Genomic DNA, 22,728 nt, shown 5'->3' with positions numbered 1-22,728 from the left:
CGCGTGCGCACCCCGGGGGGTTCTTTGGGGGGCGGGGGGGGCGGTGTCGCTTAGGGGTGGCGGCCCGATGGGGCGGCTAATGACCCCGTCCGCGCCGTACACGCCTCCCCGCGGCGGGGCGCTGCCGACCGGATCGCCGTGGTGTCGGGCAGTTGCTCGCCGACCACCGAACGGCAGATCCGACATGCCCTGACCGACGGCTTCGACGGCATCGAGGTCGATCCGGTCGAACTGGTTTCCGAGGCTTCACAGCAGGCGATCGCGCGTGCGACGGAAAATGGGCTTGCCGGTCTGCAAGCGGGGCGCAGCGTCATCCTCTACACCGCGCTTGGCCCCACTGCCGACAGGGGCGCCGAAATCGACCGGCAGGAAGGCGCCCGCCATAGACTTGGCCGCGGCCTTGGAGAAATCCTTCGTAGCCTGACGGCCGAACAGAGCCTGCGGCGCGTGGTCATTGCCGGCGGCGATACGTCGAGCCACGCACTGGGCGAGATGGGTGTCGATGCGCTGACAATCCGCATGCCGCTGCCCGCTTCGCCGGGCTCCCCGCTTTGCGTTGCCCATTCGCGCATCAAGGCGATCGACGAACTGGAGGTTGCGCTCAAGGGCGGTCAGGTCGGATCAGACCGCTATTTCTCAGCCATCCGTGACGGCCTCGGCGACTGAAAGGACCAGCAGCTAGATTCGGGTGCCGCTGCGCGAAACACCTCAACGCGTGAAATACGTCTTGCTGGGTGGAAATCCCGGTAACACCCGGTATTATCTGCGAAAATACCGAAATCGGGAGGATGCCGGGTGCAGACCAAGAAGATCATCAACGACGGCAACCGCGCCGTCGACGAGATGCTGGAAGGCATTCTCGCCGCGCATCCCCGCCATCTCAAAAGCGTGGACGGCAGTCCACGCTCCATCATCGCCCGCGACGGACCGCGCCAAGGCAAGGTCGGTCTCGTCATTGGCGGCGGCTCTGGCCATGAGCCGAGCTTCCTCGGCTACGTCGGCAAGGGATTGGCCGACGCGGCGGCCATCGGCAACGTCTTTGCCTCGCCGCCGCCGGACCCGATCCTCGAATGCGCCAAGGCAGTCAGCGGCGGCGCCGGCGTGCTGTTCATGTACGGCAACTATGCCGGCGACGTGATGAATTTCGACATGGCCGCCGAGATGGCGGCCATGGACGACATCGAGGTGCGTACGGTGCTGAGCACCGACGACGTCGCTTCGGCACCACGCGACCAGCGGCACAAGAGGCGCGGCGTCGCCGGGAATTTCTTCATCTTCAAGGCGGCCGGCGCTGCCTGCGACCGGATGCTGTCCTTCGACGAATGCGAGCGCATCGCCGGCAAGGCCAACGACCACACTTTCACCATGGGCGTGGCGCTGTCGCCCTGCTCTTTGCCGCAGACCCGCCGGCCGAATTTCGAGATCGAGCCGGACGAGATGGAGATCGGCATGGGCATTCATGGCGAACCCGGCATCGCGCGCGAAAAATTGAAAACAGCCGACGAGATCACCGACGAGATGCTGGACAGGATCCTCGGCGAGATGGCGCCGGTGCGCGGCGACAAGGTCGCGGTGCTCGTCAATTCGCTCGGCTCGACGCCGCTGATGGAACTCTACATCATGAACCGGCGCGTGAAGCAGAGGCTCGACGAGATCGGTGTGTCCATTCACGCAAGCTGGGTTGGCAATTACTGCACCTCGCTCGAAATGGCGGGCGCCTCGATCACTCTGCATCGGCTTGACGGCGAGTTGCAGACGATGCTGGACCACCCTTGCGACTGCGCCATGTTTCGCGCCGGCTGAACCTGCTCCTCGTCAAGGGACAATAGTATGACGACAATCGACACCGCCCGCCTTGCCGGTATGTTCGCAACGATCGCAACCGCCATGTCAGCCGACAGAGACCGGCTGTGCGCGCTTGACGGGGTTATCGGCGACGCCGACCACGGCATCGCGATGGAGCTTGGATTCTCCGCGGCCCGCGATGCGGTCGCCGCGCTGGACACCGGGGCGACCGATCCGACCACCTTGCTGAACACGGCAGCAAAGTCATTCCTGAACGCGGTCGGCGCCTCCTCGGGCCCGCTCTATGCCACCGCGTTCATGCGCGGCGCGGCAGCCGTCAAGGGCAAGACGACACTTGGCGATGCGGACGTGGTCGCGCTGTTCCAGGCCATGGCCAAAGGCATCCAGGATCGTGGCAAGGCCGAGCCGGGCGAAAAGACGATGATCGATGCATGGGAGCCGGCAGCGCAAGCGGCGGGCGAAGCGCTGGCTTCCGGCAAGGATCTGGCGGGCAGTCTCGAGGCTGCCGCGCAGGCGGCAAAGGCAGGCGCGGAAGCGACCAAGGCAATGGTCGCCACCAAGGGCCGGGCCTCCCGCCTTGGCGAGCGCTCGCTTGGCCATATGGACCCAGGCGCCGCGTCCGCCGTGACCGTGATCGAGGCGATGCGGGTCGCCTTGACCAGTTAACTCAGCAGCAGGTCCCTCGCGTCAGCGCTTGGCGTCGAGCTTGTCGACGGCCTGCACGTTTGCGGCGGAGGGGCCGTTCGGATCGAACTCCGAGGCCAGCCATGCGTCGGCGATCGATTTCGCCAGTTCCGGGCCGATGACGCGGGCGCCCATGGTGATGATCTGGGCGTTGTTGGACTTGGCGGCGCGCTCCGCGGAATAGGTGTCGTGGGTCAACGCGGCGCGAATGCCCGGCACCTTGTTGGCGGAGATGCTGACGCCGATGCCGGTGCCGCAAAACAGGATGGCCCGGTCGTACTTGCCGTCGAGAACTTCGTGGCCGACCGCGGCGGCGATATCGGCGTAGAATCCGGCCTGGCTGAGATCGACGACCTGCAGTTCCGGCTTGCCGGCGAGATGCTTGGCGATGACATCGAGCAGCGGCTTGCCGGCGCTGTCGGCTCCAAGTGCGATCTTCATGGTGATGAACTCCTTTGCTTTCGTGTCGTAACAGTCAGCGCGCGATGGCGGCCGACGCCTTTTTCAGAATGTCGATGTAGCCTTCCGCTTGCCACGCCGAGCGGCCGATGAACAGGCCATCGATATGCGGCTGGCCGATCAGTTCGGCTGCGTTGCCGGGATTGACGCTGCCGCCGTAAAGCACAGGTGGAGCAATCGGCAACCGGTCGGCGGCAATCTTCTTGATCAGCGCCTGCTGCCTGTCGGCATAGTCGGCGCTGGCGGGAATGCCCTTCTCGCCGATCGCCCAGACCGGCTCGTAGGCAAAGAGGATTTCTGCCTTCAATTGATCGCCGCTCAGCTCTTGCAGCGCGCCGAGAACCTGTGCCGTCAACACCGCCTCGGCGCGGCCGGATTCGCGTTCAGCCAGCGTCTCACCGACGCAGATCAACGGCACGAAGCCGTGCCTGACCGCAGCCGCCGTTTTCAATCCCACGGCCGCATCCGTTTCGCCGAAATGCTCGCGGCGCTCGCTATGGCCGAACTCGATCAGGTCCAACCCGCAATCCTTCAGCATCACTGGCGAGATCTCCCCCGTCCAGGCGCCGGCGTCGGCCCAATGCATGTTCTGGGCGCCGACCTTCACGCGGGTGTTGGCGAGCGCCGCCTTGACCTGGCGCGCTGCGGTGAACGGCGGAATGACGAAAGGCTGTATCGCCTTGTCGAAACCAGGCACGAAGGCGGCCAGCGCATCGGCGAACTGCAGCGCCTCGGCAAGCGTCTTGTTCATCTTCCAGCTCGTGCCGACCCAATATGGGGTCATTCTTTTCTCCTTCAACGCGTGTTTTCCTGGCCACCAGTGCCGGCGTCGAGCCGGCATTTCACTCAAGCTTGAGGCTTGAGACTGTCGCGGCCACTGTCGATGTAAGGCGCCCAGAAATCCACCGACTCGCGGATCATCTCGATAACCTGATGGTCGACTGGTTCTCTCTCCCTGAAGGAAAGTTCAAGGCAAATTTCGTTGTCGGTTCCGCCGCCCTGCCGAACGGCATCCAGCAGTTTTTGCGGCACTATGCGGCCATCCTTGTTGTAGGCGGCCGTGAACGGCCAGTGCCCGCCCTTGTTCATGGACGACTGCTTGATATGGATGATCGGCGATTGCAATGGAAACGCTTTCGCCCAGGCATAGGGATCGGTGTCGGCAGGGTTGGGCGAGGTCACATCGCCATGGTCGATATCTACCATCATCTTCATCGGTATAGGCAGCTTCGCCGCATCGATGGCGCTCTGCAGCGTGACGCAGCTTTCGATCGTGTGGCCGAACTCGCGGCCGACCGACATCGGCTCCCAGAACAGATAGGTCAGGCCCGCCGCCTTGGCGTGTTCGGCCACCTCGCGCCAGCATTCGAGCGCGATGTCGAGCAGCACTGCCCGCCGTTGCGGATCGTCGAAGTCCTTGTAGGTGAAGATGGCGAACTGCGTGCCCATGCCCGACGCGCCGAATTCGGCGGAAATGTCGGCAAACGTCTTGAACCAGTCGACATAGTAGCGCCGGACATCCGCATCCGGGTGGCCGAAATGGTTAAGCCTGCCATAGGGTCCGGTCATGCCCGAGGTGATCCGCACGCCGGTCCTCGCCAATGCGCTGTTGAACAGGCGAAGGAATTTGGCAATCGTCGCCGCCGGCCAGCCCGGATTGACGAATTCGTGCGTCAGCTGCACGTCGCGGATGCCGATGCCATAGGCGATCGCGTCGATCAGATCGTCTGGATCGGCGAAGCGATTGACCAGGGGATTGGTGTTGAGGGAAAGCGTGAAGGCCATCAGTCCGTCGTCGCCATGATGTTGGAGAACCAGTCTTCGAAAATCTTGCGCTCGGCTGCATTGATATGCAGGCCATGTTTGGTGCGGCGCTCCAGTATATCGGCTGGTGTACCTGCCCATTCGGTTTCGACCAGGAACTTTGCTTCCCGTTCATAGAAATCGGGACCGAAGCGGTGGCCGAGATCCGCTTCGTTATGCACGCCGGCCAGCAATTGCCTGGCGCGGGTGCCATAGGTTCGAGCGTAGTGCTTCACCAGCGACGGGCTGAGCCATGAAAACTCGGAATGCAGATCACTCCGGAACTGCTCGAAGTCAGCATTGGGAATGTCGCCCCCGGGCAAGGGAATTTTGGCCGTCCAGGCTTTCTTCATGGTCGGAAAGAACGGCTGGATCTTTTCCAGCGCATGTTCGGAGAGCTTGCGGAAGGTGGTGATCTTGCCGCCGAACACCGAAAGCAGTGGCGCGTTGCCATTGGAGGCGTCGAGTTCGAAAATATAGTCGCGCGTCACCGCGCTTGGATTGTCGGCATTGTCGTCATAGAGCGGACGCACCCCGGAGAAGCTGTAGACCACGTCCTGTGGCGTCAGCTGCCGCTTGAAGTAGCGATTGACCACCTTGATCAGGTAATCGACTTCGCTTGCCTCGGCCGCCACTTCCTCGGGCCTGCCTTCGTAGGGAATGTCGGTCGTGCCGATCAGCGCCAGATCGTTCTCGTAGGGGTTGACGAAGATCACCCGCTTGTCGCTGTTCTGGATCAGATAGGCCTGCCGCCCCTCCCAGAATTTGGGCACGACAATGTGGCTGCCCTTCACAAGACGAACATTGCGTGTGGAATTCTGGCCGGCGACGCGGCTGACAATGTCGTTGACCCATGGCCCTGCCGCATTGATCAGTGCGCGCGCCCAGACTTTCGTGACCGCACCCGTGCGGCCGTCCTGTATGTCGATCGACCACAGGCCATTTTCGCGTCGTGCCGCAATGCATGCAGTGCGCGTGAGCACCCTTGCGCCGAGCTGCCCGGCGTCCAGTGCGTTGAGCAACACCAGGCGCGCGTCGTCGACCCAACAGTCGGAATATTCGAAGCCGCGCTTGAATTCGTCCTTGATCGGCGCGCCTTCCGGCGATGTTCTCAGATCAAGCGTCCTGGTTCCCGGCAGCCGCTTGCGGCCGCCAAGATGGTCGTAGAGAAACAGTCCGAGCCGGACCAGCCAGGCTGGCCTGTCTTGCGGGCTGTGCGGAAGAACGAAGCGCATCGGCCAGATGATGTGCGGCGCCGCCTCGAGCAGCACCTCGCGTTCGATCAGCGCTTCGCGAACCAGCCGAAACTCGTAATATTCGAGATAGCGCAGACCGCCATGCACCAGCTTGCCGGAGCGCGAACTGGTGCCTTGCGCGAGATCGTCCTTTTCGCACAGGATGACGGACAGGCCGCGACCGGCCGCATCACGCGCTATGCCGGCTCCGTTGACGCCGCCGCCGATCACGAAGAGATCGACGACATCTGTTGTATTGCTCAAGATCTTGCTCCTGTGCGGTGCGCCATGCCCTTCCATACCGGCCGAAGCGCCCGGTGCGCCGCAACGAAGGAAGGAAAGAGCGCATCGTAGGTTTGCGAAAGCACCTCGTCATAGGCATCGCAGTCGCCGAGAAGCGGCGTCACCCACTCGGCAGCGCAGTCTTCCATGGAGCCGTAAACGCCGAGCCCGACCGCGGCCATCATCGCGGCACCTGCGGCGCCGGCTTCCTGGCGGCTGCTGGTGCGCACTTGCGCCCGGGTCGCCGCAGCGATGATGCGCCGCAATGACGGGCTGCGCGCGGCGCCGCCCGACAGCCGGATCTCGCTCGGCACGGTGCCCATCGCCTGGTAGCAATCACGGGCCGCGAAGGCCAATCCCTCGAGGACGGCGCGCGCCAGATCGCCAAAGCCGTGCTTTACCGAAAGGCCGATGAAGCCCGCGCGTGCGTCGGGGTCGACGAATGGTCCGCGTTCGCCAGCCAGCGATATGTAAGGCTGGTAAATCAGCGATCCCGGCTCGGATGCTTCCACCCAGACATCGAGTGCCTTCAGCAACTCGTCATGAGAAGGTTTGCCACCACCCGTGGCGAGCACGTCGCGCGCAAGGCCAAGCAGCCAGTCGATGTTGAGCGTCGCCGCCATGTTGGACTGCAATTGTGCAAAGCCGCCTGGGATAGGCATGGCGATGGTGTAGCCGGAGCCATCATCGTTCAGCACGACATCGTCGGGAGTGGCTGCGAAACGCGTGTGTATGCCGGTCGAGCCGATGACCGTGCAGCCGACATTGCCTGAGGGATCGTAGAGGCCGGCTCCGAGAGCCGTCATGACCATATCCACATAACCCAGCACCACCGGCATGCCTTCGAGCAGGCCGGTCTCTCCCGCTGCCGATCGCGACAGCGCATGATGGTCGGTGGTGCCTTCGAGCATGGGAGGCAACAGGCGGCGATGCGTCGTCAGATCCAGGATGTCGAGGGCTTCGTTGGAATAGGTGCGCGAGCGAAAATCGCCGAAGGTGAAGGTTCCTTCGGAGGGGTCCGTTGCGCGTTCGCCCGTCATCTTGAAGTAGAGCCAATCCTTACAATGCAGTGCGGTCGCCGCTCGCGCCAGCATCTCCGGATTGTTCTTTTTCATGAAGGCAAGCTGGGCACCCTGCTGGCAGGAATTGAGCCCCGTGCCGGTTAGCTCGAACCGCCTGCGATCCCGGGGATCGGCGCGCATCTCATCCACCAGATGTCCGGCGCGCGCGTCGAGCCACAACCATGCGCGCGAGACCGGCAAGCCGGCGCCATCGATCAGCCAGGTTCCGTCGCCCTGCCCGGTGACCGCTACCGCCGCGGTTCGTTGCGCGAGGTCGGGGATTTTGGTCGCCAGATCGCGAACGGTCCGCGCCATGTCGCGCCAGGTCTGATCGAGGTCCTGCTCGGCGCCGCCGCCCTCCAGGGTGACGAAGCTGTTGGGTACCGACGTCATGGCGAGCTGCCGCCCGGACAGATCGAAAGCGACCGATTTGATCACCGACGTTCCCGCGTCGATGCCGATCAGCAGGTCTTTCATGACGCAAATTCCGGTTGGTTATGAAGGCAGTTCACGAGGGCAATCTCGTAGAAGAGGCAGGGAGTGTCCGCAAGGACACCCCCTGTGCAGGTTTTATTCAGACAGCACGAAGGGTGCGGTGTACTTGTCGACATTGTCTTTGGTGATGAGAAGGCAATCGAACAGCTGCTTCTCGGTCGCCGCACCGGTGGCGCCCGTCTTGATGAACGAGTCCGCCTGCTGCACGGCCTTAGCCGAGAAAATGGCGACCGGCTGAAGCACGGTATACTGCAGTTCACCGGACTTGATCGCCGCAACCGCATCCGGGGAGCCGTCGAAGCCGCCGACCTTGATGCCAGCCAGCTTGCCGGCTTCCTTCAGCGCCGCAACCGCACCAAGAGCCATTTCATCATTGCCGCTGATCACGGCGATGATGTCGGGATTGGCCTGCAGCATGCTCTGCATCTTGTCGTGGCCCTGGGTGCGATCCCAGTTGGCGACCTGCGAAGCAGCCTTTTCGAGATCCGGATACTGGCTCAGCACAGTTGCGTAGCCGTTCGAGCGCGTCGCGGCGTTGTTGTCCGACGGGGCGCCGAGCAGTTCGACATATTTGCCCTTTTCACCGACCGCCTGCACCCATTGCTGGGCACCAAGAGCAGCACCCTGCGCGTTGTTGGAGACGAGCTGTCCCTTGGCGAGGCCCTCCTGGTTGATCTCTGCGTTGACGAGGAAGACCGGGATGTTGGCGGCTATCGCCTTCTTCACCGCGCCGACAGAGCCGTCAGCGTTGGCCGGGTCGAGAATGATGGCCACCGACTTGTTGGTGATGGCGGTGTCGATCAGGTTGCTTTCCGTGTTGGTATCGCCCTTGTGGGCACCGACATTGGCCGTATAGCCGAGCTTCTCGGCTTCGGCCTTGGCGACGTTGCCCTCGGTCAGCCAGTAGGGGTTGGCCGGATCGTTGACGATGATCGAGATCAGGCCCGCGGCCGACGCGGCCGCCGTAAACCCGACGACCATCGCGGCGGCGAGCAAGCTCTTAAGCATGGTTTTCATGTACATTCCTCCAATGACTACGCGGTGTTGCTGCCAGTTCATCTGGCAGTCTTCCCTTGGGCAGGATTGGCCGGTTCGGCCTTCCCCCGTTTCTGAGAAGTCGGTTGGCCACCTGTCGCGCTTGGGAGCTTGCTGCGGCGGCGATACTGAACGGCATTGAGGAGCACGGCGAGCACGATGACCGCGCCCGTGAACACTGTCTGCCAGTAGGATGAGATGCCGATGATCACCAGACCATCGGACAGGAAGCCGATGACGAAGGCCCCGAGCAGGGTTCCACGGATGTTGCCGCGCCCGCCGGTCAGTGCCGCGCCGCCGATGACGACGGCGGCGATGGCCGTCAGCTCGTAGGTGGTGCCCGCGGTCGGTCCCGCCGACGTCAGCTGCGAAGACAGGATCAGGCCGGCAATGGCGGCGCAGATGCCTGACAGCACGTAGAGGGAAATCTGCACGGTCTTGACCGGAACACCGGACAGTTCGGCCGCGCGCTCGTTGCCGCCTGACGCGTAAAGCCAGCGCCCGAATGCGGTTCGATTCAGCACGATGCTGCCAATCAGCGCGATGACGACGAGAACCACGACGCCGGTCGGCACGCCGAACAGGCGGTTGAAGCCAAGCGCATCGAAGCCGGTGTTTCCCAGCTCCGGCTTGCCGCCGAGATTGTTGTAGGTCAGGCCACTGGTCATCAGCAGCGCCAGGCCGCGCGCCATGTACATGACGCCGAGCGTCGCCACGAAGGCCGGTACCTTGAAGCGCGCAATGAGTACGCCATTGATCAGCCCGACGACGGCGCCCAGCATGCAGGCCAGCACCGCGACCACCCAGACCGGTGGGTAGAGAACGACGCCCAGCCAGGTCAGCGTCACCCCTTGCATCAGGAACCCGGCAACGACGCCGGCGAGGCCGAGCGTCGACCCCACCGACAAGTCGATGCCGCCATTGAGGATGACGAGCAGCATGCCGATCGCGAGAATTCCGAAGATGGCGACATGCGAAGCCATGGTCAGGAAGTTCGCCACCGAGAGGTAGTAGGGCGACAAGATCGAAAAGACGACGATGATGACAATGAGGGCAAAGAAAGCCCGGCCCTCGAGCAGCAGCTTGGCGAGATCGAAGCCTTCGCTCGCGCTTGGACTGGACTGTTTTCTGGCCTGGCTGACATCGGTCATGGTCTGGGCTCCGAAATTCCTGGTGATCAGGCGACCACGGCTTCGCCGGAGGCGGCCATGATCTGCTCTTTGGTGGCGTTGGCGCCGAATTCAGCTGAAATCCTGCCGCGGCGCATGACGACGATGCGGTGGGCGATGCTGAGGCATTCGTTGACCTCCGAAGTGGAGAAGATCACCGCAAGGCCCTGCGCGGCACGCTCGCTCAGCAAGCGGAAGACCTCGGCCTTGGCGCCGACATCGATGCCGCGGCTCGGCTCGTCGAGGAGGATAACTTTTGGGTTGGTCGTCAGCATCTTGCCGATGACCACCTTCTGCTGATTGCCGCCCGACAGCGATCCGATCATGGCGTTGCCGCCCGCGGTCTTGATGGTCACCTTGCGGATCGAATCCTCGATCAGCCCACGCTCCTTGGTGCGGGACAGAAACAGCCCCTTGGCGAACGCTTCGATGCTGGCAAGCGAGAGATTGCGGCCGACGGTCATGGTCTGCACCAACCCGTCGCGCTGGCGGTCCTCGGGGACCAACACAAGACCCTTGGCGATGCGCTGGGCGATGCTCAGCCCCGAGACGTCCTCGCCCTCCAGAAGCGCGCGGCCGCCCGCCATCGGTACCCGTCCGGCGACGGCTTCCAGCAATTCCGTGCGCCCGGCGCCCATCAGCCCATAGATGCAGACGATCTCGCCCGCTCTGACGTCCAGCGACAGATGATCGACGACGGAATAACCGGAGCCAGAAGTGTCGACGACGCTGACATCCTCGATCGACAGAGCGACCTCGCCGAACGCATGACCGGTCGGCGGCGAGCCGAGATCGAAGTTCTCGCCGACCATGTTGCGCACGATCCACTCGAGGTCGATATCCCTGGCGTCGGCCGTCGCCGTGATCGCGCCGTCGCGCAGGACGACGGCGTAGTCGGTGATCTGCAGGGCTTCTTCGAGGTGATGTGAAATGTAGACGATGGAGACGCCGCGGCTGGTCAAATCGCGGATCACCTTGAACAGCACCTCCACCTCTGTGGCGCTGAGCGCCGAGGTCGGTTCGTCCATGATCAGGATGCGGGAATCGACCGACAGTGCCCGCGCGATCTCGACGATCTGCTGCTGCCCGAGGCGCAGATCCTCGACCAGGGTCATTGGGTCGATGTCCTCTTCGAGATCGGCCATCAGCGCGCGCGCCTGGCGCGATTCCTCGGCGAAGTCGAGGCCGGTCCTGGTGCGCAGTTCTCGGCCCATGAAGATGTTGTCGCGAACGCTCAGATTCGGCGCCAGGCTGAGTTCCTGGTGGATGATCGAGATGCCGCGATCGCGCGCGTCGGAGGACGAGGAAAAACTGACGAGATTGCCGTCGAGCACGATGTCGCCGGACGTCGGTGTGACGACGCCAGACAGGATCTTCATCAGCGTCGACTTGCCGGCGCCATTCTCTCCGAACAGCGTGGTGACCTTGCCGCGATGGATGTCGAAATTGACGCCCTTGAGGGCGTGGACGCCGCCATACGACATGACGATGTTGCGCGCCGAAAGCACGGCGTCGCCATTCGCGGGTCCGTTGCCGGCAGCCGGTCTCATTTGACGTCCAGCCTCACCGGAGTGACCAGCCAGCTCTTCGGATTGACCAGCTTGAAGGCGCCGACCACCGATATGGTCTTGCCGGTCAAGGCGCTGGTGTCGATCTTGGCCAGGACTTCCTTCTTCATCTCGTTGTTCAGCGCCGAGCCGGCGTCCTGGTATTCGATCTGGTTGGTGAACTGGCCGAATGTGATCTTGCCGGTGGCGTCGCGCAGCTCCGTGCCGTTGATAGCCGGTCCCGTCTGGACGCGGATCATTAGCGTGTCGGGCAACCCATCGACAGCAACCTTGTAAATGCCCGATTTTCCTTCACCGACAACGCCGCTGAACTTGACCGAGATGACCGGCCCGACACCCGCGGGCACGCCGTATTCCTTTTCGGCCGTCGCCCTGTCCTTGGCGATCGCCGTCGCCACTGTCATGGCGTCGGCGGCACGGCCCTCGACATCGGCCTGCACCTTGGGAAATTCCGACTTGCCGTAGTCGGCGGCAGAGAAGACGGCGCTGCGGACGTCTCCGGCGGATCCGATCCTGACCACCTTGGTGTCGAGCGCCATGGCGCCGAGCAGAACGACAATTGCCGCGCCGGCAAGTGCCCGGCGCAGGCCGGGCGAGGCCGACCGGGTCGATGTGGTGGCAGCCTTCGCGCTCATGACGCAACCGCCAGCAATGCAGATCCGCGCTTGTCACGCATTTGACGATCCTCCGTTCACATGGCGCTTTGCACCATTGGATTGGTTCTTTTCGACAAGAGCGCGCGCAGTGCTTTCATCGGTGATCAGGCCGCTCAGATAACGGCTTTCGAGCACCGCCCTGATCGCGCGCACTTTCACCTTGCCGCCAGCGACGGCGACGATCCTGCGACCTTTCAACTGGTCCCGCGGGAGCGCCAGAATTCTTTCCGACAGCGCCGTTTCCACCGGGCGCCCGTTGTCGTCGAAGAAGTGGGCGAGCAGCTCGCCGACGCCGCCATCGCGTTTGACCTCATCGATTTCGGAATGTTCGATCATGCCGGTAGCGACCAGCGAGGCTTCCCGCTCGGCGGTTCCTATGCCGACGAACATCAGGTCGGACCGGCTTGCCAGTTCGAAGACATCGCTGATACCGCGCTGGCCAAGCAGCACCTCACGGTCCTCGGCGGTGTTGGCGACGAAAGGCACCGGCATCACATAGGCCTGCGCGCCGGTCCGCTCGGCCAGCCGATGCATGACGTCGTGCGGGTTGGCGGCGAATTTGCGCGTCACGCCGCCAAGCAGCGACACGAAACGGATATGGGCGGCGGCGGTGCGCGTCAGATATTCGACGCTTGCAGCAAGGGTGCGCCCATGGCCGACGCCGATCAGCATGTCCTCGCCGCGATCGATCTCGCGCTTCAGAAACTGCGCGCCGGCGATGCCAAGCGCCTTCAACGGCAATTCGTCCTGATCGAGATCGGGAACGACCTCGCAGTAATCGAGTCCGTAGGTACTGATCAGCTGCTGCTCAAGATCGATGCATTCGCCGACGTCGCCGTCGATGATCACCCTGACAAGGCCATCCTGGGTGGCCCGGGTGATAAGCCGGTGCGCCTTGAGGCTGGTCAGGCCAAGCCGCTTGGCCACCTGAGCCTGCGTGAGACCCCCGGCATAGTGAAGCCAGGCCGCGCGCGTGGCGAGGCTGGATTCATGGTCGCGGTTAGCGGTTCCGCCGGATTTCAAGCCATCTCCTCCCTGAGATGATATTATTATCTTTGTGTGCAAAAATTTTCACATCCTTGCATTGCTGTCAATCCTTCCCCGGACTTGGCGAGTGCGTCTGCCGGGATTTCACAGGCCTCGCCCCTCCTGAAACGCCGGTCCGCCGGCGCATCGGCAGGCAATTCCAGTCTATTTAGGAAGTAGGCATGTTAGGCAATCATACTGCGGTGTTATTTTAACGTCAATCTATGTTACATCATGCCGAGACCAGCAGACATGCGCCGACCGTTGCCGCCGCATTTCGCGTCAATTAACTGTTTTTATTGAGTTATATCCAGTAGCGCAAACATCCCAATCAGACTGTGAGGTGGGTTACTTTCGCGCGCGCAGCGGCATCGGCAAAACCGACCGGATTGCCACGGGAAAGGGCATCGGCGACGGAGCGATCAGTCCAACCGCATCAGGTTCCGGCCCTCGAGTTCCACAACTGCGGCCTCGATTTCCTGCGCAATGCGCTCAGCACTCCAGTCAAGAGCCCGCGCGGCGATCGACGCGATCTCCTGCAAGTCCCGGCCTGTCAGGGAACCGGCAATCGCCAGGGTGCTGCGGCGCATGACGATATCAGCCAGATGTTCGACGAATTCGTTGCGGACGATGTAGTCGATTTCCGACCGGCTGTAGCTTTCTGAATCCGGCAGTCGACTCTCATCATCCGGCCCATGCCTGGCGATCTGCGTAGCTCTGGTGCCGTATCGTGACAGCAGCTGATCGAGACGCCGTTCCTCGATGCCTGTTTCCGATCGCGCCCGGGCCAGCCAGTCTGCGCGTGCCGAAGCATCGGGCGGGAAATCCCTGCCGCCGCCAATCGGCATGGCTTGCGTCGTCACCTTACGGCTGCGCTTCAGGCGCCCAAGCACCGTATCGGCGACTTCCTCGGCGAAGCCACGGAAGGTCGTCCATTTGCCGCCGATTAGCGAGATAACCGCGAAAGGCCTGTTCCGGTCCGGCTCGGCGACCGGCGCCGAGTGATCGCGGCTGATCAGCCCAGGTATCGATGCATCGGAGGCCGGCAGCGGCCTGATGCCGCTATAGGCATAGACGATCTGCTCGCGCTCGAACGCCATTCCCGGCAGCAGCGTCCGTACGCTGTCGAGCAGGTACTCGACTTCCTCGGGCTCGCAGCGCACCTCGTCGGGATTGTCGGCCTTGATGTCGGTGGAGCCGACCAGCGCCAGGCCGAGATAGTCGTAGACAAGGCAGATGCGGCCGTCGTCGGCCTCGAAATAGAGCATGCGCCCGGCCAGGCTTTTGACCAGTTCGTCGTGCTTCAACAGGATGTGCGAGCCCTTGGTGCCGCCGATCATCTTCGACGGCGCACCAAGCAAATCGTTGACGTCGTCGATCCAGGGACCGGCGGCATTGACCACCAGCTTCGGCCGCACTGAAAAGGCCGCGCCGTTTTCCGGCTGGAAGGTCAGCACGCCATCGGCCGAAGCCACCGGCGCCGTGTAGTTCGCGCTGGCCGAGGCCGCATTTGCCTGCAGCCCATCGAGGATCAGTTCGAGCACCAGCCTTTCGGGGTGGCTTATCTTGGCGTCATAGTAGGTGCCGGTGGCGACGATCGAAGGGTTGAGCGCCGGCATCTCACTGAGCGCCTGGCGCCGCCCGACCATGCGGTGGCGCGGCATGACCTGGTTTCGCGAGCCATAGAAATCATAGATCATCAGGCCGATCTTGATCAGGATGGCACCGCGGCTGCGCGGTGCGCTGGTCGAGCCGAACACCGTTCGCAGCGCCGCCAGCATGCCCTTGCTCCAGGAAAAGATCGGGATGACGGTCGGCAGTGGACTGACATAATGCGGCGCGTTTTTCAAAAGCAGATTGCGTTCGAGCGTCGACTGCGCCACCAGACCGAACTCGCCGGTTTCGAGATATTTCAGGCCACCATGAATGAGCCGGGATGGCGCGGCACTGGTGCCCGAACCGAAATCGGCCTTGTCGACGATCAGGCAGCTGACACCCTGTGCGCACAGGTCGCGAAACAGGCCCGCCCCGTTGATGCCGGCGCCGAGAATGACGACGTCGACCTCGCCGGTCCCGGCCATGGCGGCCAGACGCCCGGTCGGCTTTTCCGTACGCGTTCTTTCAGCAGGGTTCATGGCGCTTTCGTCTTGACGATGCGCAGCTTCACGCCGGCCCGTTCGAGGGCTTGCGCCCGTGCATCGCCCAGGCCTTCGGTCGCCAGCACGACGTCGAAGCTGGTCAGATCGTCGAAGACGTGCAGCGCGATCCTGTCGAACTTGGCATGGTCGACCAAAAGGATGCGCTTGACCGATGCTGCCATCATCGCCTGCTTGACCCGCACGACATTGGGATCCTGGATGAAGGCGGTGGTTCCAGTGATGGCTGAGGCTGAACAGATCAAGACATTGGCGCGCAGCTGTGCCACTGCGTTCTCGCAGACGATACCGATATAGGCGTTGTAGGTGCCGTGGTACTGGCCGCCGAGGCAGATGAAGTCGATGTCGTCAACATTGGTCAGCAGTGACGCCGTCGCCACCGAGTTGGTGATGACGGTCAGCGGCTTGACGTCGAGCAGCAGAGTGGCGGCGGCATTTGCTGTGGAGGAATCGTCCAGCATTACCACCTGGCCGGCTTCGACATAATCCAGTGCTGCCCGCGCCAGCGCATCCTTTTCGGCGCGATTGACCGTCACCCGGTAGCGGAAGGCGCTTTCGTAGAGGCCTGAAGGCTGAACCGTCACCGCACCGTGCAGCTTGCGCAGCACGCCCTGCTGCGCCAGCCGGTCGATGTGCCGGTGGATGGTCATGCGCGATACGCCGAAATGTTCGACCAGATCGTCGATGCGCACCTGGCCGAGCTTGATCACATAGTCAGCGATCTCTTCGCGTCGTTCGTCGGCCTTGATCATGCGGTTCCCCCAGTGTCTGGCCGCGCCAGCCTCTCGATCTCCGGCCAAAGCGGTTCGAGCGCACCTGCTATGCGGCCATAGAGGGAAAAGCGCTCGTTGAACACAGCACTTGAGGCCGGCACCGGCTCGTATTGGCGCGCCGTCATGCCTGCCTGCCTGGCACCTTGTTGCGGCGTCGCGAACATGCCGACCGCGGCACCTGCGCAAAGGGCAGCGCCAAAGGCCGCGGCCTCGTCGGTCGAGGTGACGGTGACCGGGGCATTCAGCACATCGGCGAACATCTGGACGAAAGCCGGATTGCGTGAACCGCCCCCGGTCAGGCGGATCTCGCTGATAGCAAAGCCCTCGCGCAAGGCTTCGACATGGGAGCGATGATTGAAAGCAATGCCCTCCAGAACCGCCTTGAGCATATCGCCGCGATCGTGCCAGCCGTGAAGGCCGACAAAGCTGCCGCTGGCGACATCGCCAAACGGGGAGCCGAACAGATAGGGATGAAACAGGATGGTCGACCGCTTTTTCAGGGCCACGTCAATCTCTGCTGCCAGAAACTCGTGGATCGAGCCGCCATCGACCGATGCCTTTTCCTGCTCCGAGCGGCAGAATGTGTCGAGAAACCAGTCGTAGTTAGCGGTCGAGGCTGGCGAGATCGCCATGTTGTTCCAGCGGCCCGCGTCGATGGCGTTGCGACAGAACCAACGCGGGTCGATGCGCGGTTCCAAAGAGACCACTTCGTTGATGGAATAGGTCCCGGCGACGATGGCGAGCACGCCCTCCTCATGGCCGCCCATGCCAAGCGCGGAGGCGGTCACGTCATGCAGGCCGCACGCAACCGGTGTTCCCTTGGCAAGGCCGGTCATTTCGGCGGCCTCGGCGGTGACGTGGCCGACGATTTCAGCCGAATGCGCCACCGGCGGCAGCGCGTCGAAAAGATCGTCCAATGCGAAGATGCGCATTGCTTCAGGCGCGAAGGCTTGCGTTCGGAAATCCGTGAATGAGGTGCTGGCCTCCGTGCGGTCGGTACCGATCGTGCCCGACAAGCAAAAGCGCAGCCAGTCCTTGCAGGCCAGTATATGCCCGATGCGCCCATAGCGGTCGGGTTCGTTCTTCCTAATCCAGGCCAGCAGCGCCGATGGCACCGAGACGTGCGGCGCCTGGCCGGTGCGCGCCAACGCATCTTCGAAGACCCCGTCCGCCGACCATTGTTCGACAATCTCGCCGGCGCGGCTGTCGAGCGACAGGATCCCGGGCCTCAGTGGGCGGCGATCCTTGTCGAGCAGGTAAAGACCGTCGCCATGCGCGGTCGCCGCAACCGCCTTAATGTCGTCGGCAGGCCGGCCGCACAATGCGATCGCCTCGCGGATTGCGTCGGCGGTCGCTTGCCAGAGGCCGGCCATGTCGCGCTCCACCCAGCGCGGATGGGGCATCGATTGCGCAACCCGCCGGCGCGCCACCGACAACTGTGTGCCATCGGCATCGAAGATCACCGCCTTGGTAACCGTGAGACCGTTATCGATTCCGAGCAGACAGGGCATGGTCACCGCCTCTTTCAGCGACTGGCGATGCGCACTGCAAGGCAATCCTGCAGGCTGGGGCAAGGGTGACAGATATAGCGACGATCGACGAGCAACTGTGATACAAAGCGATGGGACCCAACGGATCAAATGAACCATATCTCGATGTTAATTTAACGTCAACATCTGAGATAATTCAGCGTACATCTGTAAAATCGAGCACCACGAGTGATGCAGGGGTCCGAAAAATCCCTGATTTATCTGTATTTTTTTGCTGTGAAAACATCCCAATTTGATCGTTCATTCAGCCTGCGAACACCATAGAACCGAAAGGCGAGATCGGCCAATGCGGCGGGATCCAACTTCGCCGTCAGCTCGGCCGTCGGATACTTGAATGTCTCGAAGAATAGGAAGCGCATGCGGACATTGCGCAGATCGACGCCGGTAGCCGTGTTCTTTTGGAAGACGATCAATGCGGAAAGGGCAATCGGCAAAGCAACGCGCCACCGTGTCGGACCCGTCTAGGCTTTTGATTTCATTGTGGAATTTTTCCAACACTGGCAACTCATCTATCGCCTGCTATGGACGCCGAGCGTCCTTTTATCGACCGGCCAAGGTCAAATCGATCTCGGTAATGTGCCAGCGGCCGAGATTGGCGGTGTAGAGTTTGTTACCCTTGAATGCGATATTGGTGGGGTGCGCGAGTGTCGTCGCAGCCGAATCCTCGATCAATGTCTCGAGTCCCCGGTCCTTGCGCCAGCGGTAGATCCGGCTGGGCTCATAGCATGAAATGAACAGCGAGCCGTCCGGAGCGAAGGCTAGACCATCCGGGACGTTATGCACGCCTTCGATAACGACCTGTCGCGGCCCAGCCGCACCGTCGGCAAGGATCGGCACGTAGCTGACACACGACGCATTGCTTTCCACCACATAAAGCCCGCTTCCCTCTGGCGACATGGCCATGCCATTGGCGAAGGACATCGCCTCCTGGCACCACAGGCGGCCCTCGCCCGTTGTGAGATCGTAGCGGAAGATGCCGGAACGATTGTCTTCGCCAACGCTATCCGACACGTAAAGCCAACCTCTCGCCTCGTCGACGATGGGATAATTCGGCACGCGGATGCCGGACGACGCGAAGCGTTCCATGCGCGCGGTCGCGGCATCCCAGCGAAAAATCGCGGCGTGCCTGAGGTCGCAGGCAAAGCAGTTCCCGGCGCTGTCGAAAGCAATGCCGAGAAGGAAACCGTCCGTGCCGCCCATGCGCTCGACCGAGCCGCCATCGGCGGCCAACCGCAGCAGGTCGCCGGTTTCGGTGCCGCACCAGATCGAGCCATCGCGGTGGACGGTCACGCCCTCCGGGTGCGCGACGCGCGGGCTGGTGAAGATGCCGTCGAAGAAAACGCGCGCGGCGGACATGTCGAGCAACGGCTTTACCATGGGGCCTCAGCTTGCGGTGTACGATCTCTCTGCGACGATGCAGCGCTCGACCATCGCGCGGTCGGCGGCGAGAATCTCGGCGATCAGCGCACCGCGTTCCTTGGCGCTGACAAATTCGAGGCGACGCAGGCCGAGCGGGTCGATGCGATTGCGCAGAACAGCGAGCGTATCGCTGGAAGGCAAGGGGACCTCCCGGCAATCGGCGTCGAAGGTCACCGCAAACCCGGTGGCGTCGCGGATCTGCTGCTGCATGACGCCTGGCATGGTCTCGATGACGATCAATTCCCGGGATATCCGGTCGAGCCGGAAGACGCAGAGATCGGTGAACACCAGCGCCTGCCCGGTGCGATAGCCCATCGGCTCTCGCTCTGCCGGCGTCAGTAGCCCGCGGGCCGAACTGGCGATCTCCACCTCATCCACCAGCGACTGAGCCGAATGACGAGGAATGTAGAGCAAATAGTCACGGTGCATGTTGGCGACATCGGCCATGCCGCCTTGCCCTGGCAACCGGATCAGGCCGCCGCTCGGCTTGCGCAGCGCGATGGTGTTGACGCGGCCGCGTCGGTCGACCTGCGCTGCGCCAACGATCTCATGCGTCACGGCACCTGCCTGATAGTAGGTCGAATAGGTGTCGTCGCCGCCGGCATGCGTCACCGCCGTCTCGCAATCCAGGCTTTCGATCAGCGACAGGATCATCGGGCTCGGCGCGATGTCGAGATGGCCGCAGCTCATCGTTGCGATGATCATGTCGGGCGCATGCGTTGCCTTGGCCAGCCGGTAAGCAACGTTGGCCAGCGGCGAGACAGCGCCGGCGCTGGCAAAGCTCTCATTGTCGAGTTCGGCGGCGATCCGGGCGGCGATGATCTCGTCGACGGATGCTTTCTCCTCACCATGTGCGAGCGCCGGCATTGCGAGTGCCGTTTTGGCGCGAACCTTCGCGGCCTTTTGCAGCGGCTTCGGCACGCCATCGGAGGGCAGCCGCAGACTGTCCGCCAACGGCGTTTCCCTGGCCGCCAATGCCTGCGACAACGCCTGATAATCGGTGACATAGAATGGCAGGCACGAGGCCGGGTAGGCACCGCCCGGCATAAGCGCTATGGCCGAAACCTGATTGCGGGTCAGCACGCTCTGGCGCCCGTCCTGCCGCAGCGCCCCGACCGGGACGACCTCCTCGACCGTGACCAGCATCTTGCGCGCTGCACCCGCCATCGCGAAGTCCAATGCACGCGGCCCAAGGATCTGCACATTGCCGCTTTCGTCCGCGCGCTGTGCGTGGACAACGAACGTGTCAAGACGCAGCGGCGGGATAAATCCCATATCTGTTCCGGCAATCGGATCGGGCATGGCGCTCGCACCCGGCAAACGCGACAGCATGTCCGACCCCTGGGGAAGCTGGAACGGCATGGACGGCAGATTCTGCTGTGCCGCCCGCAGCGCCTGGATCATGGCCAGTGCCGTCCAATCGCGAACCGGTATCGCGCCGCTTTCGGCGGCGGCACGGAACCTCGGCGGCAGGCCGAAAATATCGAGACTGGAGAAGCAGAGGTCGATTTCCGCCACCGCATCCGCTTCGAGCAGCAGCTCGAGCGGCAACCCGCCCGCCCAGCAAACGTAGTGCAAATTCTTGACGCCCGACTGGGCTACCGCGCGCAGCAATGCGATCGGCAGCCGAGCGAAATGGTGACCGCCGACGCCAAGCGAGTCGCCTTGGCCGACCATCGCGGCCAGCCCTTCGACATCAGTGAAGCGCGGCCGGTTCGACTTGACCAGGGACATTGCGGCACGATCATTCACAGCGCGGACGCCTCGATGCGGTAGCGGGTCACGAACGGCTTTTCGGTTGAGAATTCCAGTGCCGTCGCGATGCCGGATTGGGCGATGGGGTTGTCAGCCAGCGCGGTCGCCGGGCCGAGCCCGAAGGGTGAGCAGATCGGCTCGATGCCGATGGCGACATGACGCCCATTCCAGGGAGCCGCCTTGCGGCCGCGGTTGGAGTACCAGAGCAGAAGGCTCGGAAAATGCTCCGTCTGCCAAGAGAGTTTTACCCGATAGCCGTCCGCGTGGTTGGCGAGCGCAGCCTCGCCATCGAGCCCCTCGATCTGCAGCAATTCCTCGGTGTCGGCGGCCAGAGGCAATCGCGAGGCGTCGACAACACCGCCTGTGCGCGCCGGCACACTGATCAGTTCGAAAAACGTTTTATTCCTGGCAAACAGTGCAGCACCCGGTTCAACATCGTGAGGATAGGTACGGCCTTCATCGAAGCCTCCGAGTTCCAGCGTAGCGGCGCCTGTCTTGAAAGGCAGCTGGAATACTGGATGCAGGCCGATCGGCAAGCGGCAGGCTCGGCGGACGGTGATCTTGAATTCAATGTCGATTGCCGGTGCCGATTGATCGGGCGTAGTCGTCCGTTCGACACGCTCGACAGGACTCCCCTCGGGATAGTCTAGGACCAGCGATAGCGATCCGCTCTCGCTGTCGCGCCAGGTCCAGTCATGGTTGGAGCTGTGGCCGTGGACTTCTTCGTCCAGCCCCGGCGGCCCCATAACCCGCGCCCAAGTCTCGGGCCACCCTTCGGCGGGCACCGAATAGCCGAAGGGCACGCAGGGCCATTCGCCGCGCAGCTTGCGCAGGATGCCCGGCAGCGCAGCCGCCTCCGGCTCGCTCGACCACGGCGCGATGTGTATCGGCGAGACCTGCCGACCGTCCGCCAGCAGAAATGTAACGGGGGCGAGCATCGCGCCAAGCCGCTGGACGGTCAGCGCGCCATGCGCCCAGCCCAGCCCGCGATGGTCGTCGTCGGTGTTCACGACCCGGCCTTCTTCAGCCGCGCAGTGCTCCTGTCGGCGAATTCCTTGACCCGCTGCTGGCCGATCTCGCTGCGATAGAGGTCGCCCAATATGTCGCGCTCCATGGCGAGGCCGTCGACAAGATCGCCCGACACGGCATGCGCCGTCAGTGCCTTCAGGCCCTCGATCGCGGCGGCGGGCTCCGCGGCAATCATCTCAGCCAATTCCAGCGCGCGCGGCATCAGCCGGTCGACATCGACGATCTCATTGACCAGGCCGGCAGCGATGAATTCGGAGGCCGGCACGATCGCACCGGTCATCAGCAGGAAATTGGCGCGGTTGCGGCCGAGCTTGGCGACGCTGCGTTGCGTGCCGCCGCCGCCGGGAACCAGCCCCAGCTTGATCTCCGGCAGACCGAGTTTTGCGAACTGGTTGGCGATCACGATGTCGCAGCACAGCACCAGCTCCATGCCGCCGCCCAAGGCAAAGCCGTTGACCGCCGCGATCACCGGCTTGCGGTTGTTCTCGATCGCCGCGTACATGCGCATGCCGGCAGCCTGGAAGGTGTCGAATTCGGCGGCGGTCTGCGCGGCGTATTCCTTGATGTCGGCGCCGGCCATGAAGCCACGACCTTCGCCGGTCACCACGATCGCCCCTACCCCTGCATCGCCGGACAGCGCCTCAAAGGCGTCGGTGATCTCGCCCTGCATCATCCGGTTCATGGCGTTGAGCTGGTCGGCGCGGCGGAAGGTGACGACCGCGACGCGGCCCAAAGTTTCGACCGTGAGTGTCTGGTAGACGCGCATT

At 63.1% G+C, this 22,728-nt stretch carries 20 protein-coding genes and 1 pseudogene; 3 read left to right on the top strand and 18 right to left on the bottom strand.

Translation table 11 applies throughout. The features are described from left to right. Positions 1-96 precede the first annotated feature (96 nt). From NKJ06_RS12990 to dhaL, 3 genes and pseudogenes are all read left to right on the top strand, one after another. A pseudogene (locus tag NKJ06_RS12990) lies at positions 97-666 on the top strand (nucleotide-binding domain containing protein); the annotation flags it as partial. A gap of 129 nt (positions 667-795) precedes the next feature. Continuing rightward, positions 796-1,803, top strand: coding sequence for a dihydroxyacetone kinase subunit DhaK (locus NKJ06_RS12985; protein ID WP_352630310.1), 1,008 nt, complete (start codon positions 796-798; stop codon positions 1,801-1,803). Between the two features lie 27 nt (positions 1,804-1,830). Then, positions 1,831-2,472 carry a dihydroxyacetone kinase subunit DhaL gene (dhaL, locus tag NKJ06_RS12980; protein ID WP_352630308.1) on the top strand — a complete coding sequence of 214 codons (642 nt, stop codon included), beginning with the start codon at positions 1,831-1,833 and terminating at the stop codon, positions 2,470-2,472. A 21-nt stretch (positions 2,473-2,493) separates the two neighbouring features. On the opposite strand, the gene derI is transcribed toward dhaL, so the two are convergent. The 18 genes from derI to NKJ06_RS12890 form a co-directional block, all read right to left on the bottom strand. After that, the gene (gene derI / locus NKJ06_RS12975) at positions 2,494-2,931 is read right to left on the bottom strand and encodes a D-erythrulose-4-phosphate isomerase (protein WP_023756733.1); all 438 of its coding nucleotides are present in this window, start codon (positions 2,929-2,931) and stop codon (positions 2,494-2,496) included. Positions 2,932-2,965: 34 nt separating this feature from the next. After that, a complete protein-coding gene (locus NKJ06_RS12970; RefSeq protein ID WP_352630306.1) occupies positions 2,966-3,733 on the bottom strand; it encodes a triose-phosphate isomerase in 768 nt (255 codons plus the stop codon). A 62-nt stretch (positions 3,734-3,795) separates the two neighbouring features. Continuing rightward, entirely contained in the window at positions 3,796-4,734 is a 939-nt protein-coding gene (locus NKJ06_RS12965) for a sugar phosphate isomerase/epimerase family protein (protein ID WP_352630304.1), read from the bottom strand. Then, positions 4,734-6,287 carry a glycerol-3-phosphate dehydrogenase gene (locus NKJ06_RS12960; protein WP_502905613.1) on the bottom strand — a complete coding sequence of 518 codons (1,554 nt, stop codon included), beginning with the start codon at positions 6,285-6,287 and terminating at the stop codon, positions 4,734-4,736. Before NKJ06_RS12960 ends, NKJ06_RS12965 begins: the two co-directional genes overlap by 1 nt. Beyond that, the gene (locus NKJ06_RS12955) at positions 6,248-7,807 is read right to left on the bottom strand and encodes an FGGY-family carbohydrate kinase (protein WP_352630300.1); all 1,560 of its coding nucleotides are present in this window, start codon (positions 7,805-7,807) and stop codon (positions 6,248-6,250) included. The genes NKJ06_RS12960 and NKJ06_RS12955 overlap by 40 nt, the downstream gene beginning before the upstream one ends. A gap of 93 nt (positions 7,808-7,900) precedes the next feature. Further along, positions 7,901-8,842, bottom strand: coding sequence for a D-ribose ABC transporter substrate-binding protein (locus NKJ06_RS12950; protein WP_013533072.1), 942 nt, complete (start codon positions 8,840-8,842; stop codon positions 7,901-7,903). Between the two features lie 38 nt (positions 8,843-8,880). Beyond that, the gene (locus NKJ06_RS12945) at positions 8,881-10,011 is read right to left on the bottom strand and encodes an ABC transporter permease (RefSeq protein ID WP_352809955.1); all 1,131 of its coding nucleotides are present in this window, start codon (positions 10,009-10,011) and stop codon (positions 8,881-8,883) included. 26 nt (positions 10,012-10,037) lie between these two features. Further along, positions 10,038-11,579: a sugar ABC transporter ATP-binding protein gene (locus NKJ06_RS12940; RefSeq protein WP_352630299.1), complete on the bottom strand. Its 1,542-nt coding sequence runs from the start codon at positions 11,577-11,579 to the stop codon at positions 10,038-10,040. Then, positions 11,576-12,232, bottom strand: a complete 657-nt coding sequence (locus NKJ06_RS12935; protein WP_352630297.1) for a DUF2291 family protein — start codon at positions 12,230-12,232, stop codon at positions 11,576-11,578. Before NKJ06_RS12935 ends, NKJ06_RS12940 begins: the two co-directional genes overlap by 4 nt. A 33-nt stretch (positions 12,233-12,265) precedes the next feature. Beyond that, a complete protein-coding gene (locus tag NKJ06_RS12930) occupies positions 12,266-13,276 on the bottom strand; it encodes a sugar-binding transcriptional regulator (protein WP_352630295.1) in 1,011 nt (336 codons plus the stop codon). Positions 13,277-13,701: 425 nt separating this feature from the next. Then, complete coding sequence (locus tag NKJ06_RS12925; protein ID WP_502905612.1) at positions 13,702-15,414, bottom strand: glycerol-3-phosphate dehydrogenase/oxidase; 1,713 nt, start codon at positions 15,412-15,414, stop codon at positions 13,702-13,704. Continuing rightward, positions 15,411-16,187 carry a DeoR/GlpR family DNA-binding transcription regulator gene (locus NKJ06_RS12920; RefSeq protein ID WP_352630293.1) on the bottom strand — a complete coding sequence of 259 codons (777 nt, stop codon included), beginning with the start codon at positions 16,185-16,187 and terminating at the stop codon, positions 15,411-15,413. Before NKJ06_RS12920 ends, NKJ06_RS12925 begins: the two co-directional genes overlap by 4 nt. Continuing rightward, positions 16,184-17,719 carry an FGGY-family carbohydrate kinase gene (locus NKJ06_RS12915; protein ID WP_352809954.1) on the bottom strand — a complete coding sequence of 512 codons (1,536 nt, stop codon included), beginning with the start codon at positions 17,717-17,719 and terminating at the stop codon, positions 16,184-16,186. The genes NKJ06_RS12920 and NKJ06_RS12915 overlap by 4 nt, the downstream gene beginning before the upstream one ends. Positions 17,720-17,955: 236 nt before the next feature. Then, positions 17,956-18,192, bottom strand: coding sequence for a hypothetical protein (locus NKJ06_RS12910; protein WP_352630289.1), 237 nt, complete (start codon positions 18,190-18,192; stop codon positions 17,956-17,958). Positions 18,193-18,298: 106 nt separating this feature from the next. Beyond that, positions 18,299-19,135, bottom strand: coding sequence for an SMP-30/gluconolactonase/LRE family protein (locus tag NKJ06_RS12905; protein ID WP_352630287.1), 837 nt, complete (start codon positions 19,133-19,135; stop codon positions 18,299-18,301). A 6-nt stretch (positions 19,136-19,141) separates the two neighbouring features. Further along, entirely contained in the window at positions 19,142-20,929 is a 1,788-nt protein-coding gene (locus NKJ06_RS12900) for a CoA-transferase (protein ID WP_352809953.1), read from the bottom strand. Beyond that, on the bottom strand, positions 20,926-21,942 hold the full coding sequence (locus NKJ06_RS12895; protein WP_352809952.1) for a hypothetical protein: 1,017 nt from the start codon (positions 21,940-21,942) through the stop codon (positions 20,926-20,928). Before NKJ06_RS12895 ends, NKJ06_RS12900 begins: the two co-directional genes overlap by 4 nt. Continuing rightward, positions 21,939-22,727, bottom strand: coding sequence for an enoyl-CoA hydratase/isomerase family protein (locus NKJ06_RS12890; protein WP_352809951.1), 789 nt, complete (start codon positions 22,725-22,727; stop codon positions 21,939-21,941). The genes NKJ06_RS12895 and NKJ06_RS12890 overlap by 4 nt, the downstream gene beginning before the upstream one ends. Position 22,728: the final 1 nt, after the last annotated feature.

The sequence above is a fragment of the Mesorhizobium sp. M0293 genome (genome assembly GCF_040321735.1).
GTDB lineage: Bacteria > Pseudomonadota > Alphaproteobacteria > Rhizobiales > Rhizobiaceae > Mesorhizobium.
This window is presented reverse-complemented; position numbering and strand designations above follow the sequence as displayed.

What these genes read in the sequence shown, in the direction of transcription:
- dhaL (WP_352630308.1), top strand. Translation starts at nt 1,831, where the DNA reads ATGACGACAATCGACACCGCCCGCCTTGCCGGTATGTTCGCAACGATC.
- derI (WP_023756733.1), bottom strand. Translation starts at nt 2,931, where the DNA reads ATGAAGATCGCACTTGGAGCCGACAGCGCCGGCAAGCCGCTGCTCGAT.
- NKJ06_RS12970 (WP_352630306.1), bottom strand. Translation starts at nt 3,733, where the DNA reads ATGACCCCATATTGGGTCGGCACGAGCTGGAAGATGAACAAGACGCTT.
- NKJ06_RS12965 (WP_352630304.1), bottom strand. Translation starts at nt 4,734, where the DNA reads ATGGCCTTCACGCTTTCCCTCAACACCAATCCCCTGGTCAATCGCTTC.
- NKJ06_RS12960 (WP_502905613.1), bottom strand. Translation starts at nt 6,287, where the DNA reads ATGGAAGGGCATGGCGCACCGCACAGGAGCAAGATCTTGAGCAATACA.
- NKJ06_RS12955 (WP_352630300.1), bottom strand. Translation starts at nt 7,807, where the DNA reads ATGAAAGACCTGCTGATCGGCATCGACGCGGGAACGTCGGTGATCAAA.
- NKJ06_RS12950 (WP_013533072.1), bottom strand. Translation starts at nt 8,842, where the DNA reads ATGAAAACCATGCTTAAGAGCTTGCTCGCCGCCGCGATGGTCGTCGGG.
- NKJ06_RS12945 (WP_352809955.1), bottom strand. Translation starts at nt 10,011, where the DNA reads ATGACCGATGTCAGCCAGGCCAGAAAACAGTCCAGTCCAAGCGCGAGC.
- NKJ06_RS12940 (WP_352630299.1), bottom strand. Translation starts at nt 11,579, where the DNA reads ATGAGACCGGCTGCCGGCAACGGACCCGCGAATGGCGACGCCGTGCTT.
- NKJ06_RS12935 (WP_352630297.1), bottom strand. Translation starts at nt 12,232, where the DNA reads ATGAGCGCGAAGGCTGCCACCACATCGACCCGGTCGGCCTCGCCCGGC.
- NKJ06_RS12925 (WP_502905612.1), bottom strand. Translation starts at nt 15,414, where the DNA reads ATGAACCCTGCTGAAAGAACGCGTACGGAAAAGCCGACCGGGCGTCTG.
- NKJ06_RS12920 (WP_352630293.1), bottom strand. Translation starts at nt 16,187, where the DNA reads ATGATCAAGGCCGACGAACGACGCGAAGAGATCGCTGACTATGTGATC.
- NKJ06_RS12915 (WP_352809954.1), bottom strand. Translation starts at nt 17,719, where the DNA reads ATGCCCTGTCTGCTCGGAATCGATAACGGTCTCACGGTTACCAAGGCG.
- NKJ06_RS12905 (WP_352630287.1), bottom strand. Translation starts at nt 19,135, where the DNA reads ATGGTAAAGCCGTTGCTCGACATGTCCGCCGCGCGCGTTTTCTTCGAC.
- NKJ06_RS12890 (WP_352809951.1), bottom strand. Translation starts at nt 22,727, where the DNA reads ATGCGCGTCTACCAGACACTCACGGTCGAAACTTTGGGCCGCGTCGCG.